The sequence below is a fragment of the Sanguibacter sp. Z6_81 genome (assembly GCF_057180625.1).
This window is the reverse complement of sequence record NZ_JBXUFV010000001.1, coordinates 117,827-132,165: the sequence shown is the minus strand read 5'-3', so window position 1 is coordinate 132,165 and position 14,339 is coordinate 117,827. Positions and strand designations below refer to the sequence as shown.

8 protein-coding genes are annotated in these 14,339 nt (G+C 73.2%); 5 read left to right on the top strand and 3 right to left on the bottom strand.

The annotated features are described in order from the left end of the window. Window positions 1-50: 50 nt before the first annotated feature. The 3 genes from AC2AXK_RS00560 to AC2AXK_RS00550 all read right to left on the bottom strand — a co-directional run bounded on the left by AC2AXK_RS00560 (window position 51) and on the right by AC2AXK_RS00550 (window position 6,743). Window positions 51-2,924, bottom strand: coding sequence for a putative bifunctional diguanylate cyclase/phosphodiesterase (locus AC2AXK_RS00560; RefSeq protein ID WP_484343384.1), 2,874 nt, complete (start codon window positions 2,922-2,924; stop codon window positions 51-53). Between the two features lie 83 nt (window positions 2,925-3,007). Next, window positions 3,008-5,497 (bottom strand): DEAD/DEAH box helicase, encoded by a 2,490-nt coding sequence (locus AC2AXK_RS00555; RefSeq protein ID WP_484343383.1) that lies wholly within the window; start codon window positions 5,495-5,497, stop codon window positions 3,008-3,010. 73 nt (window positions 5,498-5,570) lie between these two features. Continuing rightward, window positions 5,571-6,743: an ROK family transcriptional regulator gene (locus AC2AXK_RS00550; protein ID WP_484343382.1), complete on the bottom strand. Its 1,173-nt coding sequence runs from the start codon at window positions 6,741-6,743 to the stop codon at window positions 5,571-5,573. 88 nt (window positions 6,744-6,831) lie between these two features. On the opposite strand from AC2AXK_RS00550, the gene AC2AXK_RS00545 reads away from it, so the two are divergent. From AC2AXK_RS00545 to AC2AXK_RS00525, 5 genes are all read left to right on the top strand, one after another. Beyond that, window positions 6,832-9,078 carry an alpha-galactosidase gene (locus tag AC2AXK_RS00545; protein ID WP_484343381.1) on the top strand — a complete coding sequence of 749 codons (2,247 nt, stop codon included), beginning with the start codon at window positions 6,832-6,834 and terminating at the stop codon, window positions 9,076-9,078. 22 nt (window positions 9,079-9,100) lie between these two features. Continuing rightward, window positions 9,101-10,312 (top strand): galactose-1-phosphate uridylyltransferase, encoded by a 1,212-nt coding sequence (gene galT / locus AC2AXK_RS00540; RefSeq protein WP_484343380.1) that lies wholly within the window; start codon window positions 9,101-9,103, stop codon window positions 10,310-10,312. Then, on the top strand, window positions 10,309-11,541 hold the full coding sequence (gene galK, locus AC2AXK_RS00535; protein WP_484343379.1) for a galactokinase: 1,233 nt from the start codon (window positions 10,309-10,311) through the stop codon (window positions 11,539-11,541). Before galT ends, galK begins: the two co-directional genes overlap by 4 nt. 98 nt (window positions 11,542-11,639) lie before the next feature. After that, complete coding sequence (locus AC2AXK_RS00530) at window positions 11,640-13,529, top strand: ribonucleoside triphosphate reductase (protein ID WP_484343378.1); 1,890 nt, start codon at window positions 11,640-11,642, stop codon at window positions 13,527-13,529. Next, window positions 13,526-14,227, top strand: a complete 702-nt coding sequence (locus AC2AXK_RS00525) for an anaerobic ribonucleoside-triphosphate reductase activating protein (protein ID WP_484343377.1) — start codon at window positions 13,526-13,528, stop codon at window positions 14,225-14,227. Before AC2AXK_RS00530 ends, AC2AXK_RS00525 begins: the two co-directional genes overlap by 4 nt. Window positions 14,228-14,339: the final 112 nt, after the last annotated feature.

Sequence of the window (14,339 nt, the reverse complement as noted above, 5' to 3'; positions counted from 1 at the left end):
GGAGCGGTTCGCCGGCTCCAGGAGGGTGGCGGTGACGGTCCGGGCGGAGGTCAGGCGTCCGTCGGCGGCTCGGGCAGCACCCGGGCGACGAACTTCGGTTCGGGCTTGCCCAGCAGGTATCCCTGGACCATCCCGCACCCCGCGGCGCGCAGGGTGGACAGCTGGTGGGGCTCCTCGACACCCTCGGCGACGACCTCGATCCCGAGCTCTCGGGCGAGGGCGAGCACGCCCCGGACGAGGGCGTCGGAGCCGCCCGCGGTGAGGGTCTTGACGAAGCTGCGGTCGATCTTGATCTGGTCGACCGGGAGGGTGTGCAGCCAGGCGAGCGTGGAGAACCCCGTGCCGAAGTCGTCGAGCGAGATGCGCAGGCCCATCTGCCGCAGCTCGTTGAGGTGGTCGATGACGCCGTCGGCGTCGGTGAGCGACCGGCTCTCGACGATCTCGAGGTGAAGCTGGTCCGAGCTGAGGCCGTTCTCGGTGAGGGCCGCCCGGACCGTCGGCAGCAGCCGCTTGTCGAGGAGCGTCGGGACGGCGAGGTTGACCGCGACCCGCAGCGGCTCCGGGACCTGTCCCTTGCCGGCCGCTGGCCGCCAGTCGACGAGGGCGCGGCACGCGGCACTGATCGCCCAGAGGTCGAGCTCGGTGATGAACCCTGACTCCTCTGCGAGCGGCAGGAAGGCCCCGGGTTGCAGGAGACCGAGCCGCGGGTGCTCCCAGCGCAGCAGCGCCTCCGCGCCCACGACGACGCCCTCGCCCGGCGTGGACACGTCGACGATGGGCTGGAAGTGCAGCCGCATCTGCCCGCGGCTGATCGCCTGGCCCAGCTCGGCCTCGAACGACGGCGCACCGGCCCCGGACGCTGCCTGACCGTCGACGGCCACCTGGTCCCGGCCACGTTGCTTGGCCTCGTTGACCGCGGCGTTCGCTGCGGCGAGCAGGAGGTCCGCGCGCCCGCCCGATCCTGTGTGCAGAGCGACGCCGATGCTCGACGTGATGCGCACCTCGCGTCCCTCGAGGCGCAGCGGCTGGTCGAGGCACTCGACGAGCCGTCGCGCGATGGCCACCGCATGGTTCTCGTCGCCGACCCGGGGAAGCATCACCGCGAACTCGTCGCCGCTGAGGCGCGCGACCACCTCACGGGCGGACAGCTCGTCGCACAGGCGCGCCGCGACCTGCCGGAGCATCTCGTCCCCGGCGGAGTGGCCGAACCGGTCGTTGACCTGCTTGAACCGGTCGAGGTCGCAGAACAGCACGGCCGTCGTGGCGGAGTCGTCGGCGCGGCCGAGCTCGTCCTCGAGGAGGCGGGCGAACAGGCCGCGGTTGGGCAGCCCTGTCATGGAGTCGTGGTCGGCCTGGAACTGGACGGTGGCGAGCAGCCGCGTGCGCTGGAGCGCGGACGTCGCCTGGTCGGCGACCCCGACGATGCGTGCGACTGCTTCTCGGCGGGTGGTCCCGGGGACGCGGAACGGCCAACCGACCGCCACGACCCCGAGGAGGACGTCGCCAGCGAGCAACGGTGCGGCGATCGTCGTCGTGGAACCGATGGCGGTGAGGTACGCCTTGAGCCCTGCGCTCGCCTGGTCCACGTCGATGATCACGGGTCCGCGGTGCATGAGGAGCTGCACGATCTCGGGCGTGTCGTCCGCGCGCACCGTCGAGCCGTACAGCGCGTCGCGCTGGTCGGCCCGGTGCCCGTGGCCGGCGACGGGTCGCAGCTCTCCGGCCGCCGCGTCCCACAGGAGCACGGTGGCGCTGCGGCCGCCGGCGATCCGGGGCAGGGCCCGGGCCACGACCTCGGCCGCGGCCTGGTCGTCGCGTGCGGCCGTGAGGTCGTTCGCGAGCGTGAGCAGTGCGGTCGCGCGCGTCGTCTCCCGACGGCTGGTCTCCAACGCTGTGAGCATGTCGAGCGCTGCTGCCGCATGGCGGGCGTACGCCTCGAGGAGCGCACGGTCCTCGTCCGAGGCAGGCCTCCCGGGGGTGCGGACCGCGACGAGGTGACCGTGCATGGCCCGGTCGGAGGCGATGTCGACGACGACGACCTCCTGCCCGGGGTCGTCGTACGCGAGCACGGCCGCGGTGAGTGCGTCGACCTGCTCCTCGTCGAGACCTCGGGAGCGGACGGTGGGCTCGTCGTCGTCACGGACGACGAGGAGGTAGGACGCCGGGACGACGGTGGCTGCGCGCGCGACGATGCGGTCGAGGACGGTCTCGACGTCGTCGCTCGCGACGAGCTCCGACGCGGCGACCTGCAGGTCACGCAGCTGGGCGCGCAACGCGCCGAGCTCGGTCTGGGTCGTGGAGCGTCCCTCGGTGGCGGGGGAGGACAGGTCGTCGCCCACCCAGCTGAGCTCATAGAGGCAGCTGGGTGCGCCGGTCGCCTGGCACTCGTCGTGCTGGACGGTGCCCGCGGGGAGGCCGAAGATCGTCGGGACGGCCGCGAGCGAACCCTCGGCGAGCTGGCAGTCGAGGGGGTGCGCGGGGAACCCGCGGCGTTGCGTGAGGCGGACCGTCGCTGCGGCCGGACGGACCCGGACGAGAGTCATGTCTGCGGTGGTGGTGAAGGCGGGCATCGCGTACGGGAGGGAACGGATGACGTCGCTGGGCGTCGTCGCGGCGCGGAGCATCGCCGTGCTGGCCTGGTTGTCGATGGTCAGGCCGATGTCCCGTGCGACCTGCACGGCGTTCGTCGTGGCACGGCGCGGGGCGTCGGGATCGCCGAGCACCTCGACCATGGCGGCCAGCAGCCGCAGCCGCTCGTCGTAGGTGATGCAGCTCGTCGGGTGCTCGAGCTCGACGAGCCGCTCGTCCATGCCCGCGGTCGTCAGCAGGCGGGTGACGGCGTGCTCACCCGCCTGGGCGCGCACGTATCCCAGTATCAGCGCTGCTGTGGCGCCCGCGGTCTCGCACATCGGTGTCGTCATCATCTCCCCCCGGTGATTATCGGCAGACCGGGGCGAGGCTTGAGCCGTTCTCCGGGAAAGATCGTCCGAGCATCGCGGGGCGGACGTCATCGGCGCCCGCGGGGCGCGTGGGACAGGACCGTGTCGAGCAGCCGGACGGCACCGGCCTTGTCGAGCGGGTGGTTGCCGTTCCCGCACTTCGGTGACTGGACGCACCCCGGGCACCCGTGCGAGCAGGCGCACCGCGCGATGGCGTCACGCGTGGCATACAGCCACTCCTCGGCCATCGCGTACCCCCGTTCCGCGAACCCCGCCCCTCCGGGGAAGGCGTCGTACACGAACACCGTAGCCCGCTCGGTATCGACGTGCAGTGCGGTCGAGACCCCGCCGAGGTCCCAGCGGTCGCACGTCGCGAGGAGCGGGAGCAGGCCGATGGAGGCGTGCTCCGCCGCGTGCAGCGCGCCGGGCGCGACCTCTGCGTCGACCCCGGCCGCCGCGAGCAGCTCGGCCGAGACGCTCCACCAGACCGCGACGGTCCGCAGCGTCCGCACCGGGAGGTCGAGGAGCTCGGTGCCGAGGACCTCCTGCCCGGGGAGCCGGCGGCGCTGGAAGCTCACCACCTGGTGCGAGACGTCGACCGTGCCGGCCGCCCACTCCACGTGCGCGCGTCCGTCCGCTGCCCGCTCGCCCCACGTGCTCGACCGTGACTGCTCGACGACCTCGATCGACGTCACCGACCGCGACCACGTGCCGTGGCCGACGTCCTGGCGCGTGACGAGGGCGACGTGGTCCTGCAGGTCGTACTCCTCGACGACGAACGTCTCGCCCTGGTGCACGTACACGGCGCCGTCGTGCACCGACCCGTCGGCGGCCCCCGCGTCCACGGTGCCCAGCAGACGACCCGTGGCGGACTCGACGACCGAGACGGGGGTGCCGCCCTCACCGCGGATGTTCGTGAAGCCGGCGGCGTTCTCGTGGTGCGTCCAGTACCAGCCGGAGCTCCGGCGGCGCAGGGTGCCCCGCTCGGTGAGCTGGTCGAGCAGGCGTTCGGCGCCGGCGCCGCCGAAGGCGGGCAGGTCGGTCGTGCGCAGCGGCAGCTCCGCCGCTGCGGCGCAGAGGTGCCCGGCGAGGACGTAGGGGTTCGTGGGGTCGAAGACGGTGGCCTCGATGGGCGTGTCGAAGATCGCCTCGGGGTGGTGCACGAGGAAGGTGTCGAGGGGGTCCTCGCGGGCGATGAAGGCCACGAGGCCGTCGGCGCCGGCGCGCCCGGCGCGTCCGGCCTGCTGCCACAGGGAGACCCGGGTACCGGGCCACCCGATGACGAGGACGGCGTCGAGCCCGGAGATGTCGACGCCGAGCTCGAGCGCGTTCGTCGTGGCGAGCGCCCGGATCTCGCCGCTGCGGACCGCGCTCTCGAGGGCCCGGCGCTCCTCGGGCAGGTATCCGCCGCGGTACGCGGCGACCTGGCCCGGCAGCGAGGGGTCGACGGCGCGCAGGTGGTCCTGGGTCGTCGCGGCCACAGACTCCGCGCCGCGCCGCGAGCGGGTGAAGGCCAGCGTGCGAGCACCACGGGCCGTGAGGTCGGCGAGGAGATCCGCGGCTTCGGCCGTCGCGGACCGGCGGGGGCGCTCGAGGGTCGGTCCGGTCCCGGCGGGGCCGAGGTCGACCGGGTCGGCGTCGTCGGGCACGGGCTCGTCACCGGGTGCGCCGCCCGGTGGTGCGGGGATCTCCGGCGGCTCCCACAGCACGAAGGTCTTGCGTCCCGCGGGCGACGCGTCCCGGGTCACGGCGACGACGTCGCCGGGCTCGACGCCGACGAGCCGCGCCGCGCTCGTGGCGGGCTCGGCCGTCGTCGCGGACGCGACGACGAACGTCGGTCCGGTGGCGGGCGCGGGTCCGGGCGGCGCGTAGTGCACGGCGAGCCGCTGCAGCCGGCGCAGGACGAGCGAGACGTGCGCGCCGAAGACGCCCCGGAACGCGTGCCCCTCGTCGACGACGACGAACCGCAGCGACCGCAGGAACCGTGCCCAGCGCGCGTGTCCCGGCAGCATGGCGAAGTGCAGGTAGTCGGGGTTGGTGAGCACGACGTCGGCGTGGTCCTGGATCCACCGGCGAGCGGTGAACGGGGTGTCGCCGTCGCACGTGTCCACCTGCACGTCCCGGACGGCGGAGGCCCGCAGGAGCCGGTTCACCGAGGCGAGCTGGTCTGCCGCGAGCGCCTTGGTGGGGCTGAGGTACAGGACGCTGCCGCGGGTGCGGGTGGACTCGATGCGGCCGGGGTCGAAGGTCTCGCGTGCACGGTCCCCGCGGACGCTCGTGAGTGCGGGCAGCCAGAACGCGAGCGACTTGCCGGAGCCCGTGGACGTCGCGAGCACCGTGTGCGTCCCGGACCATGCGGCGTCGGCGGCCTCGGTCTGGTGCACCCAGGGGCGTTCGACGCCGAGCGCCCGGTACCCCGCGACGAGCGAGGGGTCCGCCCACGTGGGCCAGTCGCCCCGGGTGCCGTCCCGCGCCGGGAGGTGCTCGACGTGCAGGATCCGTCCGTCGCGCCGCCCACCAGCCCGCAGGACGTCCAGGAGGTCATCGACTCGGGCCACCCCACGATCCTCCCACCTCGATTGGTTCGTGGCCGCAGGGCCGGGCCGTGACCATGACGGGGGCCGCCCGCGGTCATCGACCCAGGACGAACGACTGGATCGCGACGACGGCCGCCCCGCGGGCCCACAGTGCGAGCTCCGGGCTCTGGAGTGCGATCTCGGGGTCGGCGGTCCGGGTGTCCCGCCCGGCATGGAGGCCCGCGAGCATCGCGTCCCGTGCGACCTCGGCAAGGCGCACGCCCTCGCCGCCGAGGACGATGCGCTGGGGCAGCGTGAGGTTCGCGACCGCCGCGAGCATGGCCCCGAGCGCCTGACCGGCGGGGTCGACGACGGAGCGGGCGGCGTCGTCGCCCGCCGCGGCCAGGTCGAGGAGCTGGGCGTAGTCCACGGCACGGCCCAGGGCGGTCCGGGCCCGCGCGAGGAGGGCGCCGATGGTGAGCATCGTCGTCGCGCAGCCGACGTGGCCGCAGTCGCCCACCGGTCCGCCGGGCGCGAGCGGGAAGTGGGAGAGCAGGCTGAACCCTGCCTCGGGGCTGACGACGGCCGCGCCGTGCACGACGAGGCCGTACCCGATGCCGGCCCCGACGGTCACGAGGGCGAACCGGTCGCAGCCGCGTCCCTCGCCGAACCAGTGGGTGGCCTCGGTGACGGCGACGACGTCGTTCTCGACGACGGACGGGAGCCCGGTGCGCTCGGTGAGGAGCCGGGCGAGCGGGAGGTCCTGCCAGCCGAGGTAGTCCGCGCGGGTCACGGTGCCGGTGCGGGTGGCGTGCCCGCCGAGGCTCACTCCCAGGCCCGTGACGGTCACGGCGCCGGCCGCGGCCTGCAGGCCGGCGACGAGGGACGCCACCACCTCGACGACGGCCGCCGGGTCGTGGTCGGTGAGGGGGGCGTCGGCCGACGTGAGGATCTCGGCGCGCAGGTCGGTGAGGGCGGCGTAGGCGTGGTCGCCCGTGAGCTTCACGCCGATGAAGTGGTGCGACGAGGGCACGACGGCGAGGGGCTGGGTGGGCCGGCCCCGCCGTGGCCCGCTGCTCCCGCGGGTGGGTGGCTCTGCTGCCTCGACGAGCAGGCCACCGTCGACGAGGGGCTTGGTGAGCCGGGTGAGGCTGCCCGCGGAGAGGCCGGTGCGGCGGCTCAGCTCGCTCCGCGACACGGGGCCGTCGAGGAGCACCTCGAGCGCGATGCGGCGCGCGGTTCCGCTCAGCGGCGTCCACGTGAGGTCCGCGCGCGGGCTGCTCGTCATGATTGACACCCTACTAACTTTCGGCGTAGAACTAATGGGTCGCGCCGCGGGAGTCGCCGGGCGCGCCGCCGACCCCCGAGGAGCAGCCGTGCCCGACGCAGTGCCCGACGTCCACCCAGCCACCGACTCCGCTCCCGCCAGCCAGACGCCCGACGTCCTGCACCTGCGCGCCTCGGGCGTGAGCCTCGTGCTCGACGTGAGCGGCGAGCTCCTCCCACGCATCCTGCACTGGGGCGCGGACCTCGGCGACGTCCCCCTCGCCGAGCTCGAGGACCTGCGCCGTGCGAGCGTCCCCCAGGTCGTCAACTCGACCATCGACGCCGTCGTCCCCCTCGCCGTGCTGCCCGAGCAGTCCGTCGGCTGGACCGGGACGCCGGGCGTCACCGGGCACCGGCACGGCACCGACTTCTCCACCGCGTTCCGGGTGACGTCCCGCGCGCTCCTCGAGCACGGTGCTCCCGGCACCCCCGACGACCTCCTGCCCGGCGCCCAGCGCCTCACGGTCCACGCCGTCGACACCTCCGCGCAGCTCGCCGTCGAGCTCGACGTCGAGCTCCTCGCGGCGGGCGTCGTGCGCACCCGCGCGACCCTCACGAACACGGCTGCAGCAGGCAGCGACCGCCCCGAGTACACGCTCGGCGGCATGGACCTCTCGCTGCCCGTGCCGACCGAGGCCGACGAGATCCTCGACTTCACGGGCCGCTGGATCCGCGAGAGGTCCCCCCAGCGCAAGCCGTTCACCTACGGCACCCACCTGCGCGAGGTCCGCAAGGGCCGTGGGCACGACGCGACGCTCCTCGTCATCGCCGGTCGCAGCGGGTTCGGGTACCGGACGGGCGAGGTGTGGGGAGTGCACGTCGCGTGGTCCGGCAACTCGCGCATCGCCGCCGAGCGCATCCAGGGCGGCGCCCGCCACCTCGCCGCCGGCGAGCTCCTCCTGGCCGGCGAGATCATCCTCCAGCCCGGCGACGCGTACCGGTCCCCGTGGGTGTTCGGCTCCTACGGCGAGGGGCTCGACGCCATGTCGGGTCGGTTCCACACCTACCTGCGCTCCCGCCCCCACCACCCGAGCACGGCCAACGGTCGTCGCGATCGCCCTGTGCACATCAACGTGTGGGAGGCCGTGTACTTCGACCACGACCTCCCCCGGCTCACGGCGCTCGCCGACGCGGCCGCCGCCGTCGGCGTCGAGCGCTACGTCCTCGACGACGGTTGGTTCCGGCACCGCCGCGACGACCGCGCGGGCCTCGGCGACTGGTACGTGGACGAGGACGTGTGGCCCGACGGGCTCACCCCGCTCGTCGACCACGTCCGTGGCCTCGGCATGGAGTTCGGCCTGTGGTTCGAGCCCGAGATGGTCAACCCCGACTCCGACCTCGCCCGCGCGCACCCGGAGTGGATCATGGCGACCGGCGACCGGCTCCCGCCGGAGTCGCGCAAGCAGCAGGTGCTCGACCTCGGTCACCAGGGTGCGTACGACTACATCCTCGAGCGCATCGACGCGATCTGCACCGAGTACCCCATCAGCTACATCAAGTGGGACCACAACCGCGACCTCATCGACGCCGGGCACTCCCCGACCGGCCAGGCCGGGGTGCACAACCAGGTCGAGGCCCTGTACCGCCTCATCGACGAGCTCAAGGCCCGCCACCCCGGGCTCGAGATCGAGAGCTGCTCGAGCGGCGGAGGGCGCGCCGACCTCGGCATCCTCGAGCGCACCGAACGCATCTGGACCTCCGACACGATCGACGCGCTCGAGCGGCAGAGCATCGAGGCCGGCACCGGCCTGCTCGTCCCGCCGGAGATGATGGGGTCCCACATCGGTTCCCCGCACAGCCACACGACCGGCCGCCACCAGGCGCTCACGTTCCGTGCCGGGACCGCGTTCTTCAGCCACCTCGGCATCGAGTGGGACCTCGCCGCGGCGAGCGAGGAGGACCGGGCGGCGCTCGCCCGCTGGATCGCGGCGCACAAGGCCCACCGCGACCTGCTGCACACAGGCACGGTCGTCCACGCCGACCACCCCGATGGCGCACTGTGGGTGCACGGCGTCGTCGCGGCGGACGCACGCGAGGCCGTCTACGCCGTCGTGCAGCTCGCGACCGCACCGGACCACGCGCCGGGCCGGGTGCGGCTGCCCGGGCTCGCCGCCGACCAGCAGTACCGGGTCCAGCCGATGGACCCGGGCGAGGACGGTCGCTCCGGCCACGGGTTCGGCCCGCGGTGGTGGTCCGAGGGGCTGCAGCTCTCCGGCCGCATCCTCGAGCGCGTCGGCGTGCAGGCCCCCATCCAGCGGCCCGAGCACCTCGTGCTCCTGCACGTCACCGCGGTCTGAGACAGCCACGAGAGGTCCACCCATGACGTCCACCGACACCCCGCTCGTCCGCCGGACCGCCACCACCCTGGCGGACGGGCGGGAGCTGTTCTACTTCGACGACTCCGAGCCGTACGTCTCCGGTGGCGCGACCCGCCGCCTCGACGACCCGCGGCCCCTGCCGGGACGCTACGACCCCGTGGCGGTGACCGACGAGCACGGCCAGCAGGTCACGCGCCCGGTGACCGGACCGACGATGCGCTACGACGTGCTCACGGGGGAGTGGGTCCCGCACGCCGCACACCGGATGAACCGCACCTTCCTGCCGCCGGCGGACGCGAACCCGCTCGCTCCCGCCCGACCAGGTGCCGCCTACTCCGACGGGGAGATCCCGGCGGAGGACTACGACGTCGTCGTGTTCGAGAACCGGTTCCCGTCGCTCATGCGCATCCCCGGGACGGTCGACGAGGCCACCCTGCTCGACGGCGAGGAGCTCTGGCGGGTCCGGCCGGCGGTCGGGCGCTGCGAGGTCATCTGCTTCTCGCCCGACTCGACCCAGTCGCTCGCCACGGTCGGGCCGCGCCGGATGCGCACGATCATCGAGGCGTGGGCGGACCGCACCACCGAGCTGTCGCAGATCGACGGCATCGAGCAGGTGTTCTGCTTCGAGAACCGCGGCCAGGAGATCGGGGTGACGCTCACGCACCCGCACGGGCAGATCTACGCCTACCCGTACCTCACGCCGAAGACCGACATCATGCTCCGCCGGGCGCGCGCCCACCGGGAGCGCACCGGACGCAACCTGCTGCGTGACGTCCTCGACGCCGAGCTGCGCTCGGGGCGGCGCATCGTCCTCGAGTCCGAGCACTGGGTCGCCTACGTCCCGGCGGCCGCCCGCTGGCCCATCGAGGTGCACCTCGCCCCACGGCGTGACGTCGCGGACCTCCCCGGGCTCACCGACGCCGAGCGGGTCGACCTCGCGGACGTCTACCTCGAGCTCCTCGCCCGGATGGACCGGTTCTTCCCGGCGGGCGAGGACGGGTCCCCGACGAGGGCGCCCTACATCGCCGCGTGGCACCAGGCGCCGGTCCGGGAGGGCCGCGACGACCTGCGGCTGCACCTGCAGCTCTTCTCCATCCTCCGGGCCCCCGGCAAGCTCAAGTACCTCGCCGGGTCAGAGTCGGGGATGGGGGCGTGGATCAGCGACACCACGCCGGAACGCATCGCCGACCGCCTCGTGGAGGTCGCCTCATGAGCGAGCACGCACCGCAGTGGCTCGACGCCTGGAGCGTCGAGGGCGGGACGGGTCGAGCGCGGGCCGCGTTCGCCGAGGCGTTCGGCGCCGAGCCCGACGGCGTGTGGTCCGCGCCGGGACGCGCCAACCTCATCGGTGAGCACACCGACTACAACGGCGGGCTCGTCCTGCCGTTCGCCCTGCCGCACCGCACCTACGTCGCGGTGCGTCGCCGGGACGACGACACCGTCCGGCTCGTCTCGGGCCAGGAGACGCACCCGTGGGAGGGGCGGCTGCGTGACGTCGCCCCGGGCACCGTCACGGGGTGGTCCGCCTACGTCGTCGGCGTCGCGTGGGCGCTGCGAGAGGCCGGCTACGAGGTCGGCGGCTTCGATGCCGCGGTGACCTCGTGCGTCCCGTACGGCGCCGGGTTGTCCTCCTCCGCCGCGCTCGAGTCCGCGGTGGCCGTCGGTCTCGACGCGGTGCTCGGGCTGGGGATCGACACGGGCGGTACCGACGAGGGCCGCAAGATCCTCGCCGCGGCGTGCATCCGGGCGGAGAACGAGATCGCCGGCGCGCCGACGGGCGGGATGGACCAGGCGGCATCGTTGCGGTCCCGGGAGGGGCACGCGCTGCTGCTCGACTGTCGCAGCCTCGACGTGCGGCACATCCCGTTCGACCTCGCGGCCGAGGGCCTCGCGCTCCTCGTCATCGACACGCGCGCGGAGCACCAGCTCGTCGACGGGCAGTACGCGGCACGGCGGACGACGTGCGAGGCGGCGGCGCGGGTGCTCGGTGTCGGGACGCTGCGCGAGGTCGAGGACCTCGACGCGGCCGTCGCCCGGCTGCGGGAGCCCGGGGCGCTGGACGGCGTCGGGCAGGCTCCCGAGACGGTGGTGCGCCGGGTGCGCCACGTCGTCACGGAGCTCGCACGCGTCAGGGAGGTCGAGGCGCTCCTCGACGCCGGACGCACGGCCGAGGTCGGCGCGGTGCTCAGTGCGGCGCACGACTCGCTGCGGGACGACTACGAGGTGAGCTGCCGTGAGCTCGACGTCGCGGTGGAGGCAGCGACCGCGGCCGGAGCCCTCGGCGGGCGGATGGTCGGTGGCGGGTTCGGCGGGTCGGCCATCGCGCTCGTGCGTGCCGACGAGCTCGAGCAGGTCGCCGGCGACGTCACCGAGGCCTTCGCGGCCGAGGGCCTGGCCGCTCCGGCGTTCCTCGTGGCGGTCGCGGGGCCTCCCGCGGGCTGACGCAGGGACCTTCGTCCCGCCGGACCGGGCTCCAGGGCGACAAAGATCTACATCTAGTGGCCGAGTGGTCGCGGTTCGCCAAGATGTAGGGGTTCACGATGGTCGATGTCGACGTCCGCTCAACGATGCGCGAGTACCTGGACCGCACCGACTGGCGGGTCAACGCCAACGCCAACCAGGGGTACTCGCTGGGCGGTCTCATCCTCAGCACCGCCGGCAAGGTCACGGCCAACTACTGGCTCTCCGAGGTCTACCCCGCGGAGGTCGGCGAGGCGCACCGCTCCGGTGACCTGCACATCCACGACCTCGACGTCTTCGGCGGGTACTGCGCGGGGTGGTCGCTGCGGATGCTCCTCGAGCAAGGGTTCAACGGGGTCCCCGGGAAGGTCGAGTCGGACCCGCCGCGCCACCTGTCCTCAGCCGTCGGTCAGGTCGTCAACTTCCTCGGGACGATGCAGAACGAGTGGGCGGGTGCCCAGGCGTTCAGCTCGTTCGACACGTACATGGCGCCCTTCGTCCGCAAGGACGGTCTGAGCTACGAGCAGGTGCACCAGTGCATCCAGGAGCTCGTCTACAACCTCAACGTCCCGTCCCGCTGGGGCACCCAGACGCCGTTCACCAACCTCACCTTCGACTGGACCTGCCCGGCGGACCTGCGGGACACGTCCCCGCTCGTCGACGGCACCGTCATGCCCTTCACGTACGGGGACCTGCAGGCCGAGATGGACCTCATCAACCGTGCCTACATCGAGGTGATGACCGCCGGGGACGCGGCCGGACGGGTCTTCACGTTCCCGATCCCGACGTACAACATCACCGAGGACTTCCCGTGGGAGTCGCAGAACGCCGCCCTGCTGTTCGAGATGACCGCGAAGTACGGGCTGCCGTACTTCCAGAACTTCCTCAGCTCCGACCTGGAGCCGGGCATGGTGCGCTCCATGTGCTGCCGGCTGCAGCTCGACCTCCGTGAGCTGCTCAAGCGCGGCAACGGACTGTTCGGCTCGGCGGAGCAGACCGGCTCGATCGGCGTCGTCACCGTGAACTGTGCCCGCCTGGGCTACCTGCACCGGGGGGACGAGGCCGGGCTGCTCGCGGCCCTGGACCGGCTCATGGACCTCGCCCGCGACTCCCTCGAGATCAAGCGCGTGGTCGTCCAGCACTACATGGACGAGGGGCTGTTCCCCTACACCCGGCGGTACCTCGGCACCCTCGACAACCACTTCTCGACGATCGGCGTCAACGGTCTCAACGAGATGGTCCGCAACTTCACGGCTGATGCGGCCGGCACGAGCGAGGACATCACGACTCCCGGCGGGCACGCGATGGCCATGCGGCTGCTCGACCACGTGCGCGCCCGGATGGTCGAGTACCAGGAGGCGACGGGGCACCTGTACAACCTCGAGGCGACGCCCGCCGAGGGCGCGACGTACCGGTTCGCCAAGGAGGACCGCGCCCGCATGCCCGGGATCCTCCAGGCCGGCACCGAGGAGAACCCCTACTACACGAACTCCTCGCAGCTCCCGGTGGGTTTCACGGCCGACCCGTTCGAGGCGCTCGTGCGCCAGGACGACCTGCAGCGCCAGTACACGGGGGGCACCGTGCTGCACCTCTACATGTCCGAGCGGGTGTCCTCGGGCGACGCCTGCCGCGAGCTCGTCCGCCGCGCACTGACGTCGTTCCGGCTGCCGTACATCACCATCACCCCGACGTTCTCGATCTGCCCGCGCCACGGCTACCTCGCCGGCGAGCACCCGACGTGCCCGCGCTGCGCCGACCTGCACCCGGACGCCCCGCCGCAGGAGTGCGAGGTGTGGACGCGCGTCATGGGATACCACCGTCCCGTGAGCTCGTTCAACATCGGCAAGAAGGGCGAGCACGCCGAGCGGCGGATGTTCGAGGAGGCGTGGGCGTGGACGTCAGCGGTGCCCACGGAGCGCGCGTCGTCCGGGCACGCGGCGCTCGCCGCCGCCGAGCAGGGGCCGGCATGACGACCGCGGTCCGGCCGACCAGGGCAGCCGATCCGGTCCGGCGGGTGCGACCGGCGCGCGCCGTGGACATCGCCGGCGTGGAGACGTTCTCGAGCTGCGACTGGCCGGGCAGGCTCGTCGCGACGGTGTTCCTCCAGGGGTGCCCGTGGCGCTGCACCTACTGCCACAACTCGGCGATCATCGACCCGCGGGCACCGGGGACCGTCCCGTGGACGGACGTCCTCGAGCTGCTCGACGCCCGGCGCGGGCTGCTCGACGGCGTCGTGTTCTCCGGCGGCGAGCCCACCCGCCAGTCCGGCCTGGCGGATGCCATGCGGGACGTGCGCGAGATGGGCTTCGGCGTCGGGCTGCACACGGGAGGTGCGTACCCGAGGCGGTTGGCGGACGTCGTCGGTCTCGTCGATTGGGTGGGCTTCGACATCAAGGCGCCCGCCGCCAGGTACGAGGACATCACCGGCGTACGTGGCAGCGCGGCCGCACCGTTCCGCTCGCTGCGGCTCCTGCTCGACGCCGACGTCCCCGTCCAGGTCCGCACGACGGTCGACCCGACCGTGCTCACCGACAGCGACATCCTGCGCATGCGGCAGGAGCTCGTCGCCCTCGGCGTGACGGACCTCGTCCTCCAGGAGGCCCGGCCGGACGGTGCGCCGTCCGAGTTCGTCGCACGGCTCGCGGAGCACCGTCGCGTCGACCGGTGAGCACCGCGGTGTCGACCGGTGAGGGTCGGTGCGTTCTGTCCGGTTCGTGCGTAGACTGCCGGGCATCGTCGCGCATGTGAGCCGCGTCACACGCGCGCACTCGTCAAGGAGG

What these genes read in the sequence shown, in the direction of transcription:
- AC2AXK_RS00560 (WP_484343384.1), bottom strand. Translation starts at nt 2,924, where the DNA reads ATGATGACGACACCGATGTGCGAGACCGCGGGCGCCACAGCAGCGCTG.
- AC2AXK_RS00550 (WP_484343382.1), bottom strand. Translation starts at nt 6,743, where the DNA reads ATGACGAGCAGCCCGCGCGCGGACCTCACGTGGACGCCGCTGAGCGGA.
- galT (WP_484343380.1), top strand. Translation starts at nt 9,101, where the DNA reads ATGACGTCCACCGACACCCCGCTCGTCCGCCGGACCGCCACCACCCTG.
- galK (WP_484343379.1), top strand. Translation starts at nt 10,309, where the DNA reads ATGAGCGAGCACGCACCGCAGTGGCTCGACGCCTGGAGCGTCGAGGGC.
- AC2AXK_RS00530 (WP_484343378.1), top strand. Translation starts at nt 11,640, where the DNA reads ATGGTCGATGTCGACGTCCGCTCAACGATGCGCGAGTACCTGGACCGC.
- AC2AXK_RS00525 (WP_484343377.1), top strand. Translation starts at nt 13,526, where the DNA reads ATGACGACCGCGGTCCGGCCGACCAGGGCAGCCGATCCGGTCCGGCGG.